21 protein-coding genes are annotated in these 19,319 nt (G+C 45.9%); 15 read left to right on the forward strand and 6 right to left on the reverse strand.

All coding sequences use genetic code 11. The features are described from left to right. The 9 genes from nrfD to Q0218_RS02140 all read left to right on the forward strand — a co-directional run. Positions 1–909, forward strand: a 909-nt coding sequence (gene nrfD / locus Q0218_RS02100) for an NrfD/PsrC family molybdoenzyme membrane anchor subunit (RefSeq protein ID WP_297965798.1), incomplete at its 5' end; no start/stop codon positions are given. 16 nt (positions 910–925) lie between these two features. Continuing rightward, positions 926–3,622 (forward strand): cytochrome c biogenesis protein CcsA, encoded by a 2,697-nt coding sequence (gene ccsA, locus Q0218_RS02105; RefSeq protein WP_297965800.1) that lies wholly within the window; start codon positions 926–928, stop codon positions 3,620–3,622. Positions 3,623–3,632: 10 nt separating this feature from the next. Next, positions 3,633–4,469, forward strand: a complete 837-nt coding sequence (locus Q0218_RS02110; protein WP_297965802.1) for a tetratricopeptide repeat protein — start codon at positions 3,633–3,635, stop codon at positions 4,467–4,469. A gap of 21 nt (positions 4,470–4,490) precedes the next feature. After that, positions 4,491–4,973, forward strand: coding sequence for a nitrous oxide reductase accessory protein NosL (locus Q0218_RS02115; protein WP_297965804.1), 483 nt, complete (start codon positions 4,491–4,493; stop codon positions 4,971–4,973). Beyond that, on the forward strand, positions 4,970–5,158 hold the full coding sequence (locus Q0218_RS02120; protein WP_185898224.1) for a hypothetical protein: 189 nt from the start codon (positions 4,970–4,972) through the stop codon (positions 5,156–5,158). Before Q0218_RS02115 ends, Q0218_RS02120 begins: the two co-directional genes overlap by 4 nt. Continuing rightward, complete coding sequence (locus Q0218_RS02125; RefSeq protein ID WP_297965807.1) at positions 5,148–6,257, forward strand: FtsX-like permease family protein; 1,110 nt, start codon at positions 5,148–5,150, stop codon at positions 6,255–6,257. Before Q0218_RS02120 ends, Q0218_RS02125 begins: the two co-directional genes overlap by 11 nt. Continuing rightward, positions 6,254–6,928: an ABC transporter ATP-binding protein gene (locus Q0218_RS02130; RefSeq protein ID WP_297965809.1), complete on the forward strand. Its 675-nt coding sequence runs from the start codon at positions 6,254–6,256 to the stop codon at positions 6,926–6,928. The genes Q0218_RS02125 and Q0218_RS02130 overlap by 4 nt, the downstream gene beginning before the upstream one ends. Continuing rightward, the gene (locus Q0218_RS02135) at positions 6,925–7,878 is read left to right on the forward strand and encodes a hypothetical protein (RefSeq protein WP_297965811.1); all 954 of its coding nucleotides are present in this window, start codon (positions 6,925–6,927) and stop codon (positions 7,876–7,878) included. Before Q0218_RS02130 ends, Q0218_RS02135 begins: the two co-directional genes overlap by 4 nt. Continuing rightward, positions 7,875–8,384: a hypothetical protein gene (locus Q0218_RS02140; protein WP_297965813.1), complete on the forward strand. Its 510-nt coding sequence runs from the start codon at positions 7,875–7,877 to the stop codon at positions 8,382–8,384. The genes Q0218_RS02135 and Q0218_RS02140 overlap by 4 nt, the downstream gene beginning before the upstream one ends. 445 nt (positions 8,385–8,829) lie before the next feature. Here the strand turns inward: Q0218_RS02140 and Q0218_RS02145 are convergent, their stop codons facing one another. The 4 genes from Q0218_RS02145 to rsmA are packed head-to-tail and all read right to left on the reverse strand — an operon-like array spanning position 8,830 to position 13,535. Then, positions 8,830–9,603 (reverse strand): pseudouridine synthase, encoded by a 774-nt coding sequence (locus tag Q0218_RS02145; protein ID WP_297965814.1) that lies wholly within the window; start codon positions 9,601–9,603, stop codon positions 8,830–8,832. Position 9,604: 1 nt separating this feature from the next. Beyond that, positions 9,605–10,564 (reverse strand): KpsF/GutQ family sugar-phosphate isomerase, encoded by a 960-nt coding sequence (locus Q0218_RS02150; protein ID WP_297965816.1) that lies wholly within the window; start codon positions 10,562–10,564, stop codon positions 9,605–9,607. Between the two features lie 9 nt (positions 10,565–10,573). Further along, positions 10,574–12,724 (reverse strand): ribonuclease J, encoded by a 2,151-nt coding sequence (locus Q0218_RS02155; RefSeq protein WP_297965818.1) that lies wholly within the window; start codon positions 12,722–12,724, stop codon positions 10,574–10,576. Then, on the reverse strand, positions 12,672–13,535 hold the full coding sequence (rsmA, locus tag Q0218_RS02160; RefSeq protein ID WP_297965820.1) for a 16S rRNA (adenine(1518)-N(6)/adenine(1519)-N(6))-dimethyltransferase RsmA: 864 nt from the start codon (positions 13,533–13,535) through the stop codon (positions 12,672–12,674). The genes Q0218_RS02155 and rsmA overlap by 53 nt, the downstream gene beginning before the upstream one ends. Before the next feature lie 199 nt (positions 13,536–13,734). Between rsmA and hisF the strand changes: the two genes are divergently transcribed. From hisF to Q0218_RS02190, 6 genes are read left to right on the forward strand one after another with little or no spacing between them, the layout of a single operon-like run. Beyond that, complete coding sequence (gene hisF / locus Q0218_RS02165; RefSeq protein WP_297965822.1) at positions 13,735–14,490, forward strand: imidazole glycerol phosphate synthase subunit HisF; 756 nt, start codon at positions 13,735–13,737, stop codon at positions 14,488–14,490. A 37-nt stretch (positions 14,491–14,527) separates the two neighbouring features. Then, positions 14,528–15,193 carry a purine-nucleoside phosphorylase gene (locus Q0218_RS02170; protein ID WP_297965824.1) on the forward strand — a complete coding sequence of 222 codons (666 nt, stop codon included), beginning with the start codon at positions 14,528–14,530 and terminating at the stop codon, positions 15,191–15,193. Continuing rightward, on the forward strand, positions 15,190–16,281 hold the full coding sequence (gene rlmN, locus Q0218_RS02175; RefSeq protein WP_297965826.1) for a 23S rRNA (adenine(2503)-C(2))-methyltransferase RlmN: 1,092 nt from the start codon (positions 15,190–15,192) through the stop codon (positions 16,279–16,281). Before Q0218_RS02170 ends, rlmN begins: the two co-directional genes overlap by 4 nt. Further along, positions 16,278–16,382, forward strand: coding sequence for a cellulose biosynthesis protein BcsF (gene bcsF / locus Q0218_RS02180; protein WP_297965828.1), 105 nt, complete (start codon positions 16,278–16,280; stop codon positions 16,380–16,382). Before rlmN ends, bcsF begins: the two co-directional genes overlap by 4 nt. Beyond that, on the forward strand, positions 16,363–16,692 hold the full coding sequence (locus tag Q0218_RS02185) for a hypothetical protein (protein WP_297965830.1): 330 nt from the start codon (positions 16,363–16,365) through the stop codon (positions 16,690–16,692). Before bcsF ends, Q0218_RS02185 begins: the two co-directional genes overlap by 20 nt. 2 nt (positions 16,693–16,694) lie before the next feature. Continuing rightward, a complete protein-coding gene (locus Q0218_RS02190) occupies positions 16,695–17,615 on the forward strand; it encodes a hypothetical protein (RefSeq protein ID WP_297965832.1) in 921 nt (306 codons plus the stop codon). Between the two features lie 7 nt (positions 17,616–17,622). On the opposite strand, the gene Q0218_RS02195 is transcribed toward Q0218_RS02190, so the two are convergent. Next, positions 17,623–18,021, reverse strand: a complete 399-nt coding sequence (locus Q0218_RS02195; RefSeq protein ID WP_297965833.1) for a hypothetical protein — start codon at positions 18,019–18,021, stop codon at positions 17,623–17,625. A 348-nt stretch (positions 18,022–18,369) separates the two neighbouring features. After that, positions 18,370–19,278, reverse strand: a complete 909-nt coding sequence (locus Q0218_RS02200; RefSeq protein WP_297965835.1) for an RluA family pseudouridine synthase — start codon at positions 19,276–19,278, stop codon at positions 18,370–18,372. Positions 19,279–19,319: the final 41 nt, after the last annotated feature.

The raw sequence follows: 19,319 nt of genomic DNA on the forward strand, positions 1-19,319 counted from the left end.
GCGGTTTATCTTTTGCTAGCGGGTATGAGCGGCGGCGCTTTGATAGTCGCGATCCTCGTTAAATTTTATAAAAAACAGACCCAAAGCACACCGCTGTTTAAGGCTGCGTCGTTGCTATCTTTCGTAACGATCCTTCTAGGCATGGTTTGTCTGGTAGCCGACCTTGAGAGGCCGCTTCTTTTTTGGAAAATTTTGATTAATTATAATTTCACCTCGGTTATGTCCGTGGGCGTGGCGGCGCTTTGCGTCTATATCCCGCTTACCTTCGTAGCTTGCCTTTATGCGTTTGAAGAGTGCCTTAGAGAGTTTTTGACGCGCAATCTTAGCTTTTTAAAAGGGCTTTTCACGCTCGTAATGAAAATTTTAAACGCGCTTCGCCCGCTACTTCTTGCGCTTACGCTTGTTTTTGCGGTCGCGATCTGCGCCTATACGGGCTTTTTGATCTCGGTTTTAGTTAGATTTCCTATCCTTAATACCGCCGTTTTACCTGCGCTTTTCGTGGCGTCTGGCTTATCGGCAGGCATCGCGGGATCAAGCCTAATAGCCGCGCTTTTCTTTAAAGCCGACCCGCACAGCAGCGATCTAAAAACCTTGCACGCCGCCGAATGGCCGGTTTTGGCGATGGAAATTTTACTAATCGGTATGATTTTCGTCTCGCTCATCACGGGCAGCGACGTGCAAAAAGCCGCCAGCGTCGCCTTTAGCGAAGGCGTTTACGCTCAGCTGTTTTGGCTAGGCGTCGTTGGCGTAGGCTTTTGCGTACCGCTAGTTTTAAATTTCGCACTGGGCAAAAGGGTTGCGCATTCGCCGTTTGCGTTCTACGTTAGCGCGCTTGCTAGCGTGGTCGGAGTATTACTTCTTAGGATGTTTATACTATACGCAGGGCAAACTTACGATATAATAATGTGAAAACCGGGAGAGTAATTTGAGTGTAAATTTACTTAGATTTTTTACCTCTTACAAATTTGCGCTCTGCCTCCTCTTTATCCTCGCCGCGGGTGCCGGCGTCGCAACCTTTTTAGAGAGCATTTACGATACGCAAACGGCTAAAATTTTAGTCTATGAGGCGCGCTGGTACGAGTGCGTCATGAGCGTGCTCGCGCTTTGCTTGCTCGCTATCATCGTAAAAACCAAAATGTGGCGCCGCTTTGGCTCCTTCGTCCTTCATGCGGCATTTATCGTTATCTTTGTCGGCGCGGCTTTGACGCGGTATTTGGGCACCGAGGGCGTATTGCACGTAAGAGAGGGCGAGAGCGAAAACGAGATGGTGAGCGTCAAGCCGTTTTTGCAAATACGCACAAAAGACGCATTTTTCGAGTATCCGCTAAATTTATCCCAAATCGGCGATAATAATTTTAGCTTCACGCAAAGTATAAATTCCAAAAATTTCACCGTCAAATTTGACTCGTATAAACCCGCGCCAAAGGGCGAGCGAGGCACTCTCGTAGTAAAAGCCGGCTTTGAAGGGCAGCGCGAGCAAACTGCTAAAATCCACGGCGGCGCAGGCTGGCTGGGCGAGCCTAGCACGCTAAATTTTGACGGCGAGGAGATAATGCTAACTTGGGGCTCAAAGCTAGTTAGCTTGCCGTTTTCGATAAAGCTTATTAAATTTGAGCTTGAGCGCTATCCAGGCTCGCAAAGCCCGTCCTCCTACTCTAGCGACGTAGAGGCGCTCTCAGACGCGGGCGAGGTTTTAACGAGATATAAAATTTATATGAATCATCCGCTAAATTTACAAGGCTTTAAGCTCTTTCAGTCATCCTACGACGCGGACGAGCAAGGCACGGTGCTAGAGGTTAACCGCGATCCGGGTAAAATTCCTACCTATGTCGGATATTTCTTGCTTTGCGTCGGCGTCATCGGCAACTTTTTTACCAAAAACAGCCGATTCTTAAAGCTCATAAATTTCATCAAAAACAGCCGCTTTTCGCTCATTGCGGCATTTATCGCGCTCGGTTTTTTAAATTTTAACGCAAACGCGGCCGAGCAAAACCAGAGCGAGATCTTAAAAACTTTCGCCGCAAACACCGCCGCTCACGCTAACGGCGAATTTGCAAAGCTTCTCGTACAAGACTACGCGGGTAGGATAAAGCCGCTTAGCACGGAAGCCGGCGAAATCGTAAATAAAATCTCGGGCACGGACTCGCTTTACGGCCTAAGCGCCGAGCAGATCGTGCTTGGGATGAATCTAAATCCCGCGCTGTGGCAAGAGATCAAAATCGTAAAGATAAAAAACGGCGAGATCAAAAAAATGCTAAATTTGAGCGGAGATTACGCGAGCTTTAGGGATGCGTTCGATGCAAACGGCGAGTACAAGCTAGCCGCGCAGGTCGAAGCCGCGAACGGAAAACCGATCTCCAAAAGAGGCACGCTTGATAACGACCTCATCAAATTCGACGAGCGGCTAAACATCGCCTATCTCACGTTTAAGGGCGCGTTTTTTAAATCTATCCCGGCGGCGAACGACCCGCAGCACGCGTGGCTCTCGCCAAACGACGCCTTTAATGACGAAAGGATAAGCATCGACGTAAAAAGCGCGCTAAACGACTATCTTGTTGGTCTACAAGAAGGCATCGCGGATAACGACTGGAGCAAGGCCGACGCGGCGCTATCGGAGTTAAAAAACTACCAGCGAAAGGCCTCGAGCGAAATTTTACCAAGCGTTAGCAGGATTGATGCCGAAGTGTTTTATAACCGCGCTTCAGTGTTTAAAAAGCTCGTTTATTTCTACTGGATTTTGGGCTTTGCCTCGCTTTTGCTGGGGCTTGCTTCGGTATTTTTATCTAGAAAGATTTTACCGCTTGAGCGAGCGATTTTAGCGGCGTTTGCGCTAGGTTTTGCGGTGCATACGGCGGCCTTGGCGCTACGCTGGTACGTCTCGGGGCACGCGCCTTGGAGCGATAGCTATGAGTCAATGATCTACATCGGCTGGTCTGGTATGCTTGCGGGGATGATATTTTTTAGGCGTTCGCTGCTTGCGCTTGCGGCGGCTGCTCTGCTAGCGGGCATCGTGATGCTGGTAGCTCACATGAGCTTCGTAAATCCGCAGATTACCAACCTTGTGCCGGTGCTAAAGTCGTACTGGCTCAGTATCCACGTTTCTGTCATCACGGCTAGCTACGGTTTTCTGGGTCTTGGCTGCGTGCTTGGGCTGATCGCGCTAGGACTCATGGCGTTTAAAAACAAAGCCAACCAAACGCGCCTAAACGAGCAGATCAGATATATCGCGGCGATCGATGAGGCGAGCCTGATTATCGGTATTTGCCTACTGACGCTTGGAAATTTTTTCGGCGGGGTTTGGGCGAACGAGAGCTGGGGGCGCTACTGGGGCTGGGATAGCAAGGAGACGTGGTCGTACGTATCGATCCTGGTTTACGCGATCGCGCTGCATCTGCGCTTTATACTGAAGCTAAATTCGCTATACGTATTTTTGATCGCATCGGTGTTTTCTTACGCTTCGATCGCAATGACTTATTTCGGCGTAAATTTTTACCTAACGGGCATGCACTCTTATGCCAGCGGAGACTTGCCGCCGGTGCATATTAGCGTATATATCGCGCTTGGCTGCATGCTTTTGATAACCGCGCTAGCCTTTAGAGGGCGCGACGTAAAAACGATTTAAAAGGAGAAAAATGTATAAAAAACTACTAACGGCGGCGGTTTTATGCGCTAGCGCAAACGCGGGTTTTATAAAGGAGGGTATGCAAGCTCAGCAAAGCGGCGACCATAAAAAGCTCATAGAAATCTACGAAAAAGCCTGCCGCGAAGAGAACAAGGCTTCGGGCTGCTATAATCTTGCCGTGGTGTATTTTGAAGGTACTGGCGGCGTGGAGAAAAACTACGAAAAATCGATAAATTTATACCAAAAAGCTTGTAACGCCAAATTTGCGCTTGCTTGCAACAACCTAGGCTACATCTACGAAAGCGGCAGCGGAGCGACGCAGGACTTCGCCAAAGCCGCCGCATACTACGAAAAAGCCTGCGAAGATAACGAAGGCTGCACTTCGCTAGGGCTACTTTACGCAAACGGAGCGGGCGTCAAAACCGATATCAAAAAGGCGATCTCGCTCTATACCAAAGCCTGCGACTACGGCGATATGATGGGCTGCAATAACCTAGGCTATCTACACCTTGAAGGCATGGGCGTAGAAAAAGACTACGTCAAAGCAAAAGCCTTTTATGAAAAGGCCTGCGCGGGCGGCGTGGGTATCGGCTGCGACAACCTAGGCTTTTTGTATGCATTCGGCCAAGGTACCGAGCAAGACTACGTCAAAGCTAAAGAATTTTACGAAAAATCCTGCGCTCTAAACTATGACAAAGGCTGCAACAACCTAGCCATAATGTACGCCGAGGGCAAAGGCGTCAAAGCCGACAACGCCAAAGCAAGAGAGCTTTTTAGCAAAAGCTGTGAAAAAGGGTTAAAAATAGCGTGCGAAAACGCGGAGTTTTTAAAATCCATAGCGAAGTAAATTTAAGAAAAAGGAGAAAAGATGAAAATTTTAAAGATATTTTTAGCGCTTACGATGCTTGTTGCAACTGTGACTGCGGTCGATTCGGCGCAAAATACGCAAAAATTAATCAAAGAGAAAAAAGCCGAGCGTATAAGACCGCCCGAGGGCGCGCGCTGCCCTATTTGCGGTATGCTAATCGGTAAAAACCCGCAGTGGGCGACGATGATGAAAACAGATAAAGAGGAGCTTTACTTTGACGGCGTCAAGGACATGATGAAGTATTATTTCGAAAAAGGCAAAAAAGACGATCAAATTTACGTTAGCGACTACTACAAGCTAAACAAAATCGACGCTAGAACCGCCTACTACGTAACCGGCTCAAATGTACTCGGACCTATGGGCAACGAGCTCATACCGTTTGCCAGCGAAGAGGACGCTAAGACCTTCGCCAAAGACCACGGCGGCAAGCAGATAGTCAAATTTGACGAGATCACGACTCTTTTAGTAGAGAGGCTGATGTGAGGCTCATCTGCGTTTTAGCGGGCTTTTTTGCGCTTCTTTACCTTTGTATCGGGGCGCATTACCTAGGTTACGATAGAGCGGGCAAGGAAGCTCAGCTAAATTTGATCCAAAAATCCGTCAAAGACGCGCAAATTTCGACGAATTTTATTTCAAAAGAGTACGGGAAGTTTGTCTATGCCGAGTAAAAATTTTATCGATTACGCAGTTACGCTGCTCTATAAAGACCGCGCCGATCACGCTTTTAGCTTTTTTATATTCGCTTTTATCGTGTTTATCTTAAGTGCGGTTCTTTTTGTCTCAAGCTCTATCCAAAGCGACCTTACGAATTTGACCCGCTCAAAGCCCGAAGTCGTCGTCGAAGCTCTGCGCGCGGGCAAACGCGACTTGATGCACGACGGCTACATCTACGACGTCTCAAAGATCGCGGGCGTAGCTAGCGTAGAGGGCGCAGTCGAGGGAGAGTATTATTTCGCGCAAAAAAGAGTTTGGTTTCACATCGTCGGCAACGAAAATTTAGACGAAAACGAGATGATCGTGGGCGAAGGCGTGAAAAAAGAGATGGCGGAACTTTATTACGAGGACGTTTTTAACTTTTTAACCGAGCAAAAGTTGATCCCGATAAAGATTAACAAAACCGCGCCGCATGAAACGGGCATCGTCTCAAACGACGTCATCTATATGAATCCCGCCACCGCGCGCGAAGTGCTAAGCCTAAAAGAGGGCGAATACACGAGACTCTACATCGAGGTGCCAAACGTCAACGAGATCAGCGAAGTAGCTCTAAAGATCCAAAACGTCTATCCAAACACCGAGGTTACGAGCATCGAGGACACAGTAGCCAAGATAAGGCACCTTTACTACTACAAAGGCGGCATTTTTATGGTGCTTTACGTCGTGGCGATGGTTTCGTTTTTTATCCTGCTGAAAAATCAAATTTCGCTCGCTTACGGCGAGAAGAAAAAGGAGATCGCGATATTGCGCAGTATCGGCTTTAGCGCGAGAAATATCATCGCGCTTAAATTTATCCAAAACATCGTCGTTTCTTTTAGCGCCTATTTGCTAGGCGTCGCGGGAGCGTATCTATACGTGTTTTTATTCGGCGCGCCGTTTTTACGCGATATATTTTTGGGCAGCGAGGTGGCGAATTTTACCGATTTCACGCCGATCATCGACTTTAACATGCTGTTTTTGATCTTCGTTTTTAGCGTGATTCCGTTTTTGGCATTCGTCATCATCCCGTCGTGGCGCATAGCCGTTAGCGACATGAGCGAGGCGGTGAAATGAACGCGATAGAAGTAAAAAATCTCTGTAAAATTTACAATCAAAACAAACCCAACGAATTTCACGCGCTAAAAAATATAAATTTGACGGTAAAAAGCGGCGACCTAGTCATCCTAAAAGGCGTCAGCGGTAGCGGCAAAAGCACGCTGTTAGGAATACTCGGCGCGCTTAGCAAACCAAGCAGCGGCGAAGCGCTGATCAGCGGTCGCAACGTCTCAAAGCTACCAGACATCATGAGCTCAAATTTTAGACATAGAGAGGTCGGGTTTATATTTCAGTCCTTTAACCTTATCGAGGGCCTTAGCGTCTATCAAAACGTACTAGCGCCGCTAAGCCTAACAAGCCTTAAAAAAGCCGAGCTAAATTCGCAAATCGATCGCGCGCTAAATCTCGCCAACATCGCGCACAAAAAAGATCAAATCATCTCAAAGCTAAGCGGCGGCGAGAAGCAGCGATGCGCGATAGCAAGGGCTCTAGCGATGGATCCTAGCGTCATACTAGCCGACGAACCGACGGCAAATTTGGACAAACAAAACTCACTCATATTCATCGAAATGCTGAAAAAATTCAAAGAGCTAAAAAAGACCGTCGTCGTCGCCACGCACGACATTTTGTTTGACGATCTGGACTTCGTGGACGGCTACGTGAGGATGCAAGACGGAGAGATGCTATGAGCGTATTTTTATCCGACGTTGTCATCGCGTTTTTGCTGATCGAGCTTATAATCATTGTTTTAATGGGTATTTCGCAGTATTTCGTCGTGCGCATTATGCGGTTGTGGGACTTTAACTCGACGTCAAATTTACAATACGACCTCGAAAAACGCAACTACCTCGTAAATACGATTTTGTTTTTTGCCGTGGTTTGCAAGATCGTTTTGTTCGTATTTTTCGCGCTATCTCTAAACGAGCTGGCAGACGTAGTGCCGGGTGCCATGTGCTCGGCGGGCGTCATCGGATCAAACGAATTCGGCGGTATTTTGCTACTGCTAAAGCTACTACTCATCTTTGGCTTTGGACTGTGGCTCATTATAAATTCGCTTGATTTAAAGGCGACGAATTTTCCGTATTTAAAACGAAAATACGTCATCTTTACCGCGCTTTTTATCGGCGTTTTGGTCGAATTTGCCGATGAGATTTTGTTTTTTAGCAACGTACCGTTAAAGGTGCCCGTCTTTTGCTGCTCGGTCGTATTTCAGGCGCCAAAACTGCCGTTTGGCTACACGAAGTTAAATTTGGTCATATTTTACTACGCCGTTTTTGCGGTCATTTTGACGCTAAATTTACTCAAACAGACGATGGCGAGCTTTGTTTGCAATCTGCTGTTTTTATTTATCGCATACTACGCGATTACTTATTTTTTCGGGCTTTACGTCTACGAACAGCCAAATCACAAATGCCCGTACTGCATGCTAAAGGGCGAGTATTTTTACGTCGGCTACCTCATCTGGGGTTCGCTGTTTTTGGGTATTTTCTACGGCATATCGGCGTTTTTGGTCGAGCTAATCGTGAAAAAACCTTACGAGCATTTGCTCAAAATTTCATCTTTTTGGCTGATCGTAAATGCTCTTGTTTGTAGCTTTTTCGTCGCTAAATACTACCTTTTGCGAGGAGTTTTACTATGATAAGGCAAATTTTCGCCGCCGTGCTACTCATCGGCGTGGTGGCGCTGCTCGCGTTTTCGGTGGATACTAGCGAGGGCAAGATCGTCGTTCGCCACGGTAACGTAGAAAAAAAGCCGCTAGAAATCGAGCTAAACAAATATCTCTGTTTTGAAAGCAAGGTGCTCATCAGCGACCTAAATAACACAGCTCAGGCGGTGATGCCAAACGGCGACACGTACTTTTTCTACGACATCTCAAACTCGTTTACGTGGCTCATGCGGCAAAAAAATAAAGACGACGTCGTGCTGTGGGTGTATTCGCAAGATACAGGCCGCTATATCCCAGCTAAAGACGCCTGGTACTCGCGCGTGGATATCACTCCGATGGGATACGGCATCGGCGCGTACGAATACCACGTTTACGGCATTAACGATAACTATTTCGAGGACGTTTTGCTCTATGCCGCACGCGGCGAAACGCTGATAAATCCGCTCATTTTTATTTTACTCTCGGAGAATAAAATTTAGGTTTTAGAGCCTGTTTGGCCATTTTACTCTCCGAGAAGCAAATTTCCTCTCCAAAGTAAAAACGGTTAAATTTGAGCGTTATTTGGCGCTTGCGTTAAACTATGTTGGGGGGGGGCAGTTGCTACCGCGCCGCAAATACTCAACAATCAGTCCATTGTATGAAATTTGACGAATATTTTACCGCTACAAGAAAGATGGCCGGTTATAGCAAAGGTTAAAATTTTATATTTGCTAGCTAAATTTGCACGTATCGCCAATTTTTATAAATAATTTTAAAGCGTTTTAGGTGTTTTTGTTAGTTTAGAAATTTGACAAAATATCGCTAACGTTATTTTTCAAAAACCGATATTGATATTCACGAACAAGTGATTTTATAGTACCACAAAATAAAACACGGCTAATTTTGGCCGCGATAATAACTAACAGTAACCCGCCTTATAAAAGGTTAGTATCTAACGTTATTAACCTTCAAAAAATCCCTCAGCGCTTCATATTCGCCGTTTTCAAAGTATCGCCATTTGCCGGGCTTTAGCATACCAAGATCGACACGACCGAAACTAACGCGTTTTAGATCCATTACCTCAAGGTCAAAATAGCCGAAAAAGCGGCGTAGCTCACGGTTTTGTCCCTCGTTTATCACAACTTTTAGCTTTGTAAAACCGCCGCTGGCACCAAAAATTTTATAGTCTAAAAACGGCTTAAATTCCATCGATTTTATCGCGGTTTTAGCATGAGCGCCCTTGGTGGCGTCCGCGGCAAAAAAACCCTCGTTCATCGCCGTTATCACCTCGGGCGTTATCTCGCCTTTTACCTTTAGATAGTATTCGCGCTCTACGTCGCTGTTCATCAGCGCAGTTGCGATCGCCGGAGCATCTGTTAGTAAAAGTAGCCCCTCGCTAGCGTAGTCAAGTCGCCCGATACTAACAAATTTAGCAAACTGTCGGTCCAAACTATCATAGATAGTTTTGCGTCCGCGGTCATCCTTTTTACTAACCAGCTCGCCTTTTTGTTTGTGATAAACGATCACGGTAAATTCTTTTTTTAGCCTCACCATTCGGCCGTTTATCTTTACTTTATCCTCATCGCTAACGCTAGTAGCTAGCTCGCTAACGACGCGGCCGTTTACGCTAACTTTACCCTGCTTTATGAGCTCGTCGGCCTCTCTGCGCGAATAACTAGTGTTATGCGATATAAATTTGTTTAGTCTGCTTTTTTGCATTTTATAGTCCTAAATTTGCAAGGTCATGGATGTGCAAAACGCCTATGGGCACGCCGTTTTCCACGACGGCTAGTAGCTGGATCTTGTAGCGCTCAATGAGCGCTAACGCATCTATCGCTAACATCTCTTTATCATTTAGCTCTTTTGGCTTTAGCGTCGCGTATTTGATCGCGGCATCGTTTAGATCAAAGTCCTCTCTCATCAGCGCCCGTCTAAGGTCTCCGTCGCTTAAAATAGCGTCCAAAACTCCGTCTTTATCCACGATGAGAACGGTGCCGAGTTTGCCGTGCGTCATAGTATCGATCGCCTGCTTTAGGCTCGCATTCCAGCGCACTATCGGTAAATTTTCGCTTCGCATCACGTCTTTTGCCTTTAAAAATAGCCTCTTGCCGAGGCTTCCACCGGGATGAAAATTTGCAAAATCCTCTTTTTTAAATCCGCGCTTTTTCATCAAACAAACGGCTAACGCATCGCCTAAGGCTAACGTTAGCGTCGTCGAGCTAGTCGGCGCGGCGTCCAGCGGGCAGGCCTCCTTGCTAATGTCAAGCTTCACGAACGCGTCGCTAAATTTGCCCAGCGTGCTAAATTTATCCCTAGCCATCGCTACTATCGGTACGCCGAAACGCTGCACGTGAGGCAGGATTTTGGTTAGCTCCTCGCTCTCACCGCTAAAGCTGATAGCTAGCAGCGTGTCGTCCTTACCGATCATACCTAGATCGCCGTGCATCGCCTCGGTCGGATGCATGAAAAAGCTAGGCGTACCCGTACTAGCAAGCGTCGCGGCGATCTTGGCGCCCACGTGTCCGCTCTTGCCCACGCCGGTAACTACGACTTTGCCTTTGGTTTCGTATAAAACCTCGACCGCTTTTTCAAATTCGCCGTCTAAAATCTCGGCATTCCTCGTTAGCTCGTTAGCTTCCGTTTTTAGCACGTTAGCGGCTATTTTGATTGTATCGATCATTTTGCGCCCTTACATCAGGTATATAATCGGCACGATGGTCGGGTATTTTTTGACTTTCCTAAATATATGCTTGCGGATAACTTGGCGGATCTGGCCTTCAAGTATCCTGCCGTCTTTCAAAAGCTCCTCTTTGACGTTGCTTAGATACTGCTCTAGCACGCCTTCCATCTCTTTTCTAAACTCGCCGTCTTGCTTATCGCCAACCAGACCGTAGCTGATGACGCGAGGCTTGTTGATGAGCTTAGCGCCGTGGCGGGAAATTTGCGCGATGATCATCACGACGCCCGCTTCGGCCAAATTTTGCCTGTCAATCACGACGTCGTCTGAAATTTGCTTGTTGATTTGGTTATCGATAAATACCTTGCCCGTTTTTACCGTCTTGGCGCGCTTCATGTATTTTTGGCAAATTTCTATCTGATCGCCGTCGCTCATCAGATAGATGTTTCGCTCGTCCACGCCGCAGGCTACGGCCGTTTCTTTATGCTTTGCGATGTGGTTGTACTCGCCGTGGACGGGAAGGAAAAATTTAGGCTTTATTAGGCGCAGCATCAGTTTTTGCTCCTCCTGTGCGGCGTGACCGCTCACGTGTATCTCGCTAAAGTCCTGATACGCGACGCTAGCACCTGATTTGATGAGGAAATTTAGCACCGTAGAGACACTGCTTTCGTTGCCAGGGATTGCCTTTGAGCTGATGATGATCTGATCGGTCGGCTTTATCTTTATATATTTGTGCTCGTCGGTAGCCATTCGGTATAGCGCGCTCATCGTCTCGCCCTGAGAGCCGGTGGTGACGATCAGCACTTCGTTATCTTTAAATTTACCGACCTCGTTAGCATCGATAAAAATTTTCTTATCGAGCTTGATATAGCCAAGCTCCATCGCCGTGTAGAGGTTGCGCTCCATGCTGCGGCCGATGACGCAGACCTTGCGGTTGTATTTTAGCCCCCAGTCGATCGCCTGATAGACGCGGTGGATGTTGGAGCTAAACGTACTCATTATCACGCGGCCTTTGGCTTTTGAGAAAATCGCATCAAAGGTCTTGCCAACGCTGCTTTCGCTTTTAGTAAAGCCCTCTCGGTAGCTGTTTGTACTATCGCTCATGAGGCACAGTACGCCGCGCTCGCCGTAGTATGCGAGCCTGCCAAGGTCTGTTGGGTAGCCGTCGATCGGCGTATGGTCGATCTTAAAGTCGCCAGTGTGGATAATAGTGCCCGCCTTTGTCGTGATGGCTAGCGCGCTAGCGTCGATGATGGAGTGCGTGATGTGTATCCACTCGACCTCAAAGTCCCCTATCAGATACGGCTTGCGCTTTTCGACCGAGCGGAAAAGCGAACGCTCCTGCTTTAGTCCGTGCTCTTCAAATTTATTATTTATCATACCAAGCGGTAACGGCGTGGCGTAAATCGGAAATTTAAACTCTTTATAAAAGTAGGGCACCGCGCCGATGTGATCCTCGTGTGCGTGCGTGATGACGACGCCTTTTATCTTGTCTTTTATCTTACGTACGTAGTCAAAGTCGGGGATCAGGATATCCACGCCGTGCATACTCTCGCTAGGAAAGCTCATACCGATATCCACGATGATCGCGCTCGTGTCGGTCTCAAATATCGTCATATTTCCGCCGATCTCGCCCAGTCCGCCAAGAGGCGTGACTCGGATCCTGTGATCGGTCGAGTTTAGGTATTTCATCGGCTCGAGGCGTAGTTCGTGGACGGCTTTGTTTGCCTCCATGGCGCTAGCTATATCTTGCTGCCACTGCTCATTTCCGCTTAGCTTGGCGGGTAAATTTTTCTTCGGTTTTCTCTGTTTTTTAGGCTTAGCTTCTGCTGTTTGATTTTCGGCGTTACCGGCTTGCTTGTTAGCGTTTTTATTTTCGCCTTGCGCGCCGTTTTGGGAGTTTTGTTTGCTATTTTTACCGCGATTTTTTTTGCCGTTTTGTTTGTTAGCGTTAGTATGTTCGCCGTTTTGCGCGTGCTGTTCGCCGCCGTCAAAAGGCTCTAAAAAGAAATTATCTATCACGCTTTGACTGGCTTTTTGCTCGCCGTTTTGCGCGCTTTGATCTAAATTTTCTTGTTTATTTTTATTTCTCGGGCGAAATCTGCGTTTTTTATTGCTCTTGCCCTGAGAAACCACCGCTTTTTCTTCGTTCTTGTCGTTCATTATCTTCCTTTAAATTTTTAAATACTTCTAGATAAAGATCGACATTTAGCTCGTGCGGACGGATATTTGCGCTCAAATTTAGCAGACTGAAAATTCGCTCTATTTCAGGCTTTTTATAGCTTGAACTCAAATTTTTCATTAGCGTTTTTCTAGGCGCGCTAAAGGCGATTTTGAGGTAAGCTTTAAATTTTTCGTATTCAAATTTACTCCCAAATATTCCGGTTTCGCCTATTAAATTTTTACTTTTTTGCAGTTTTATAACCGAGGAAGTTACTTTCGGCGGCGGGTTAAAGTAGCTCGCATCCACGTCAAAAAGCAGCTCGCAGCCGCCTTGAAGCGAGGCTAAAATCGCCAAAGAGCTAAAATCTCTATCGCCGCTTTTTGCACTAAATTTGAGCGCGACTTCCTTTTGTATCATCACGACCAGGCCGCGACATTTCTCGTCTTCGATCGCATTTAGGATCATCTTTGTAGCGACGTAGTAGGGCAGGTTTGCCGCTAAAAAATACAGCTCATCACTTAGGCCGTCTTCGCTCCACTGATCCAGCGCGTCTTTGCAAAAAAGTTTCAATCGTCCGTTTTGAATTTCGTTTGCGAATTTTTTCTGCAGCAGCGCAAAAAGCTCGGTGTCTATCTCGTAGCTAGTTACGCCGCAAATCCGCAAAATTCTAAATGTCAAATCACCTAAGCCAGGCCCAATTTCAACGATATTTTGCGTATCTTTGGGAATCGCTTGGATGATTTTGTTTAGCGTCGCTTCGTCGTGTAAAAAATTTTGCCCGAAGCATTTTTTTGCTTTAATATTTTCCATTTTAACTCCGCAGAGTAGCGAAGCCACTCTTTACGGGCGGGAGCAAGCTCCCTGCACCCACCTAAAGCACACCGATGTTTGCGGCATCGGCGTAAATTTACCTTAAATTTCCGCCGATTTTACCCAAAAATATCTTATGTAATGATTAGATAAGTCAAATTTAGCTAAAATAAAGCCAAATTTTAGCTAAAGAAGAGCGATGAACCATTTTGCAAAACGCATAATCCCATGCCTAGACGTCAAAGACGGACGAGTGGTAAAGGGCGTAAATTTCGTAGGTCTTGTGGATGCGGGCGATCCGGTCGAGATAGCCAAACGCTACAACGAGGAGGGCGCGGACGAGCTGTGCTTCCTCGACATCACGGCGTCGCATCTGGGGCGCGATACGATCGTGGATGTCGTAGAGCGGGTCGCGCGCGAGCTTTTTATCCCGCTGACCGTGGGCGGCGGCATACGTACGATCGACGATATCTCGCGCCTGTTAAATGTCGGTTGCGACAAGATTAGCCTTAACTCGGCCGCGATAAAAAATCCAAATTTGATAGACGAAGCGGCGAATAAATTCGGCTCGCAGTGCGTCGTAGTCGCAATCGACGCGAAGAGGACGGGCGAGAGTTATAGGGTTTTTATAAACGGCGGCAGGCTAGATACCGGCAGGGACGCGCTTGCTTGGGCGAAAGAGGCGCAGGAGCGCGGCGCGGGCGAAATTTTACTTACGTCGATGGACTGCGACGGCGTTAAAAGCGGCTTTGAGTTAAATTTGACGCGTATTTTCAGTGCACTTGATATCCCCGTCATCGCAAGCGGCGGCGCGGGTAAAATGGAGCACTTCAAAGACGCATTTTTAGCAGGCGCTGACGCATGCCTAGCGGCGTCGATTTTTCACTTTAGAGAGATCGAGATTAGGGCGCTTAAAACATACCTCAGACAAAACGGTATTGAGGTTAGGCTATGAAATTTGAGCTCAAATTTAGCGCACAAAAGGGCAGGGTGTGATTATTTCAGCGGGACGAAACGAGATATTTCCTTTCGCGCTACCGATGGGCGTAGGGCTAGTGGATACGAGCATAAATTTGACGGCGCTTTTACAAAAGCGAGCTATGGTTGATGGTCGCGGCAGATACGAGCAAAATTTGACGGCTGATAGGCAGCTTGACGGAAGGCTAAATTTGATAGATTCGCCTATTTTGCAAAGCACGAAATCCGCACAAAATCCGGATAAAATTTTAAACGCGTTGCCGAGAGAAATCATTTTTATAGGCTCGGCAGGACTTTATAAATATGGCGAAGTTTTTGAAATTTACGAGAGCTCGGCCGCGGCAAACATCGAGATTTCAAGCCTAGAAAATAAAAGCTATTCGCCGATAAAAAACGAAATCGCTTCTATTGTTCCACGTGGAACATACAAGGTAAATTCATCAAATTTCATCACGACCGATAAAAATTTAGCTCACAAGCTTTTCGATCACGGATATTTTTTAGAAAATATGGAATTTTTTGCCGTACTTAAAGTCGCGCAAAAATTTCAAATCCCCGCTTACGGCATATTCGTAGCGACGAATTTTTGCGACAAAAACGCACATGCCGATTTTATAAAAAACCACGAGCAAGCCAAAAAAGAGCTCGAAAAATACCTAAAACAAAAGGAAATCATTTGAAAAATTTGCTTGATTTTACATTAGACGAGCTAAAAGAACAGCTCTCGCCTCCGTTTCGCGCAAAGCAAATTTTCGAGTGGCTATACAAAAAAAACGCAACGAGTTTTGACGAGATGCTAAATTTGCCGAAGGATCTGCGCGCAAATTTGGCGCAGGAGTTTTACCTCGACCCGCTAAAATGCGTCAAATTCGAGCAGAGTAGCGACGGCTCGATCAAATATCTTTTTGAGCTTAGAGACGGGCTACGGATAGAAAGCGTGCTGCTGCCGATGAAAGAGGAGCTCAGCGATGAAAACGGCGAAGTAGCGCGTCACGCTCGTTATACGATCTGCGTTAGTTCGCAGGTAGGCTGCCGCATGGGCTGTTCGTTTTGCCTAACGGGTAAGAGCGGACTAACGAGAAATCTAACGCCGGGCGAGATCGTAGGGCAAATTTTGTGGATAAAAAGAGAAAATAAAATCCCATACGAACGCCGCGTAAACATCGTATATATGGGTATGGGCGAGCCGCTAGATAACCTAGAAAACGTTAGTAAAGCTATAAAAATTTTAAAAGAAAACGACGGATTAGCTATCGCGCCGCGCCGCCAGACCGTTAGTACGAGCGGGTTAGGCAGCCAGATAAAAAAGCTCGGCGAGATGGATCTGGGCGTGCTGTTAGCGATATCTTTGCACGCCGTTACTAACGAGCTCCGCAGTAAACTGATGCCGATAAATAACGCCTACAAAATCGAGTCCGTTATGGAAGCAGTGAGGGGCTTTCCGATCGATATGCGCAAGCGAGTGATGTTTGAGTATCTCGTCATAAAAGACATGAACGACGGTATAAAAGATGCCAAAAAGCTCGTTTCGCTACTGCACGGTATCAAAGCGAAGGTAAATTTGATCTACTTTAACCCGCACGAAGGCAGCGAATACGGACGCCCGAACACGGCCGATATGGAGGCATTTCAGGCATATTTGCGAGATCACGGCGTGACCTGCACCATCAGACAAAGCAAGGGTCTTGACATCAGCGCGGCGTGCGGTCAGCTAAAAGAGCGCGACAATCAAACAAGCGGCAAAACGCTAGCCAAGACGGCAAAATGACGCTACTTGATATATCCCAGATAGTTTTCGTCTGCGTTGTGGTTTTTGCGGGGCTCGGTCTAATCATAAAGACGGCTTTTTATGACGAACGAAACCGATGAAATAGCATTTTTAAGAGAGCAAATAGACAGAAATAACGACGACTCGTTTTTCGTTTTGCTCTATGATTTTTGCTATTTCGATAAAAAAGTTTTTAAGAAAATCCTAAAAATTTGCCTAGAAACCGAGATAGAAGATAGAAATTTGCGTGCTGAAATTTTAGATATTTTACACTTTACGACCTATTTGATGCTCTGTCATCGCGATAAAAAGGATATGTATAAGATAAAAAATTTCAAAAAAGTCAAGAAAAAATTCGGCGATTATTTTCAGATCGTAAGGCAGATCGGTAGGAAATTTATAACGGAGTAACAATGAACGCGCAAAAAATAATGGACGAAATCGACGTATTTTTAAGCAAATCGCTACTTAAAAAATCAACGATAACCAAAGCACAGATCGTAAATTTCATAGAAACAAAATGGGCGGAAGCAGACAAGGAAAAGTACAAAATCTACGATGCATACATCTACGCGCATCGCATGATAGACGAATACGAAGAGCTGAAAGACTGCGCCAACGTCCTGCGCTGGATCGATGAGATGTATAAGTGCGATAAGGCAAAAGATTGGCCGTCCTACGTGAAGGACTATTATAGGGGCGAGCGCTGTCTAGCCTGCGGTCAAAAAGAAGCGGCGATAAAATATCTGCAAAAAAGCTACGAAGCGGACAGGGACCATGTCTTTGCCGGAGACGAACGCATCGCTAAATTTTTTAAAGATTATCTTGCAAATCCCGAAATTTTGCCTGAATTTATAGAAGAAGAGTATGGTGAAGATGAATTTGACGATTTTGGATTTGAGATAGAACTCGAACATTTCAGTAAAATTTTAGAGCAAGAGGCAAAATTTTATTGCACATTTCTAAACAAAAAAGGCGATGAGGTATACGAGCCAAGCCGCACGCACTCAAATGCAGTTGATTTTTTAAGGCAAAATCAAGAGAAAGTTTTAAACGAAATTCTGACCGAGATTTTCAAGAATTATCCAAAATGGCAAGAAATTTACGACTATCCGAGCAAGACAAAGAATGATTTTATACCAAATATCTGCGCGCCTCACGAGCTTGGCAGGCTTGTGGAGCTACAAAATATCTATATTTTACTTAGTGGCAAAACCGCGAAAATAGGCTTTGAGTTTAGCTGCTCGTGGGATATGGAGCACGGCCTAGGCGTGATGACGCAAGGCGGTAAAGTCCTAAAAATCGGCAGCGGCGAGACGGCATTCGGCTTTTAGCCTTTGGCTATAAATTTGCCCGGCCGCCGCGCGCAAATTGATTTTTACTCGTCAAAGGTTTTATTTTCGTGTGATAAAAGTATATATATAAAAGCCCAATCGGTGCGATAAAAACAGCAAAACTCCAACAAATAAGCATCGTCACGATTTTAGCGACAAGTAGAAAAAGAGCATTTACAAAAAAGACGTTTTTGCTAAATATGAAGCCTATGATACTTTCATAAACAAAGCGAGAATATGGATACAAAAAGGTGTTTGCGATAAAGATAATATAGCTAAAAATTCGCTTATCGCCTCCGTTATACATAAGCGCTATAAACGAAGCCGTAAAGATAGAGTCGAAAAATAGCTGCCGCAGGTAATAAGGCGCGCTAAGTCCGCCGAAAGTCTTTTTAATAAAACTCATGAAAAATATCCTTGAATAAAATTTGCGTGATTCTTCTCTATAAATTTCCGCTTAATCCAATCGGTTGGTGCTAAAGCCCGTTTCCAGCCGTCTAAATTTAACCGCGCGATAACTAACAAGACCAAATTTACTAACGAAATTTACGTTAGTTTATCTTTTGAGCTTTTTATGCGAGCATATCGTGTCTAATCGCAGCTAAATTTTGCGGCATCTTTTGTGCTTGACGCTGTCGCTGGCGAATGTTGCATATCTAAAATTTACCGTTTTTATGCCGCAAGATTTTATAAAACTAGCGAACGGAAAATAAAACACTGATAATAAAAACAGCCTGACAAATCGGTTCAAAATCTATCCGTGCTTTACGAGTTTATAAAATTCTTCTTGCGCATCAAATTTGGATTTTATTTTGTACTCTACGCCGTCAAATTTAAAACTAATTTCATCCGAATGCAGCAGCAACCTCGGCGCGCCGGTCGTTAAAATTCGCTCACTTTCGCTCATCTCTTTATCTAAAATTTTCTCGATTTGCGGTCGCGATAGACCGTAGAGCGGTTCGCCTAAAATCTTATGTTCCACGTGGAACAAATGTAAACGAATTTGATGCTGTCTGCCTGTGAGCGGTACGGCTCGCACCAGAGTCGCATCGATATCGGCAAAATACTCTATCGGCAAAATCTCCGTCACGGCGCTTTTCCCGTCCTCGCAAATTCGCATTCGCATTTTCACGTCGTCATAGTCGTTTGCTAGATCCATATTCGCATCGATACGCAAATTTTCGCTTATTTTGCCGTGTGCGAGCGCGACATAGCTTTTATAAACCTGCCGATTTTCAAAAAGTTTTTTCAAATTTACGACCGCATTTTTATCTTTACCCACGACGATGAGTCCGCTCGTTTCGAAGTCTAGACGGTGCGCGACCGAGGCTTCACGACCGTAGAGCGACCAAATTTCGTCATTTAACGAGTACTCGCAGTGCCTACCGCTTGGGTGACTGAGCACGCCGCTAGGTTTATCAAAAACCGCAAATTTATCGCACTCAAAAATCGGCTTTAGTCCGCGCGGACTCGTTTCGTACTCTATCAGACAAATTTCGCCGCTTAGCAAGGCATTTTTCTCACTGACGACCGCGCCGTCGCAGATAAGCCTACCTTTGTCGATTAGGCGCTGGGCTTCGCGCATTTTATAGCCGTTTTGCAATAAAATATCATACGCTTTTTGCCCTTTTGCATGCGTGATAAATTTATGAATATAAGGCAATTTTCACTCTTTAAATCTAAAATTTAAGGGCAAATTTAGCG

The organism is uncultured Campylobacter sp., from assembly GCF_938039245.1.
In the GTDB taxonomy this organism is placed as follows: domain Bacteria; phylum Campylobacterota; class Campylobacteria; order Campylobacterales; family Campylobacteraceae; genus Campylobacter_A.

Coding starts and splice junctions, on each gene's coding strand:
- Q0218_RS02135 (WP_297965811.1), top strand. CDS start 6,925: ATGAGCGTATTTTTATCCGACGTTGTCATCGCGTTTTTGCTGATCGAG.
- bcsF (WP_297965828.1), top strand. CDS start 16,278: ATGACGCTACTTGATATATCCCAGATAGTTTTCGTCTGCGTTGTGGTT.
- Q0218_RS02185 (WP_297965830.1), top strand. CDS start 16,363: ATGACGAACGAAACCGATGAAATAGCATTTTTAAGAGAGCAAATAGAC.
- Q0218_RS02190 (WP_297965832.1), top strand. CDS start 16,695: ATGAACGCGCAAAAAATAATGGACGAAATCGACGTATTTTTAAGCAAA.
- hisF (WP_297965822.1), top strand. CDS start 13,735: ATGAACCATTTTGCAAAACGCATAATCCCATGCCTAGACGTCAAAGAC.
- Q0218_RS02115 (WP_297965804.1), top strand. CDS start 4,491: ATGAAAATTTTAAAGATATTTTTAGCGCTTACGATGCTTGTTGCAACT.
- Q0218_RS02145 (WP_297965814.1), bottom strand. CDS start 9,603: ATGCAAAAAAGCAGACTAAACAAATTTATATCGCATAACACTAGTTAT.
- Q0218_RS02140 (WP_297965813.1), top strand. CDS start 7,875: ATGATAAGGCAAATTTTCGCCGCCGTGCTACTCATCGGCGTGGTGGCG.
- Q0218_RS02150 (WP_297965816.1), bottom strand. CDS start 10,564: ATGATCGATACAATCAAAATAGCCGCTAACGTGCTAAAAACGGAAGCT.
- Q0218_RS02125 (WP_297965807.1), top strand. CDS start 5,148: ATGCCGAGTAAAAATTTTATCGATTACGCAGTTACGCTGCTCTATAAA.
- Q0218_RS02130 (WP_297965809.1), top strand. CDS start 6,254: ATGAACGCGATAGAAGTAAAAAATCTCTGTAAAATTTACAATCAAAAC.
- Q0218_RS02110 (WP_297965802.1), top strand. CDS start 3,633: ATGTATAAAAAACTACTAACGGCGGCGGTTTTATGCGCTAGCGCAAAC.
- Q0218_RS02195 (WP_297965833.1), bottom strand. CDS start 18,021: ATGAGTTTTATTAAAAAGACTTTCGGCGGACTTAGCGCGCCTTATTAC.
- Q0218_RS02155 (WP_297965818.1), bottom strand. CDS start 12,724: ATGAACGACAAGAACGAAGAAAAAGCGGTGGTTTCTCAGGGCAAGAGC.
- rsmA (WP_297965820.1), bottom strand. CDS start 13,535: ATGGAAAATATTAAAGCAAAAAAATGCTTCGGGCAAAATTTTTTACAC.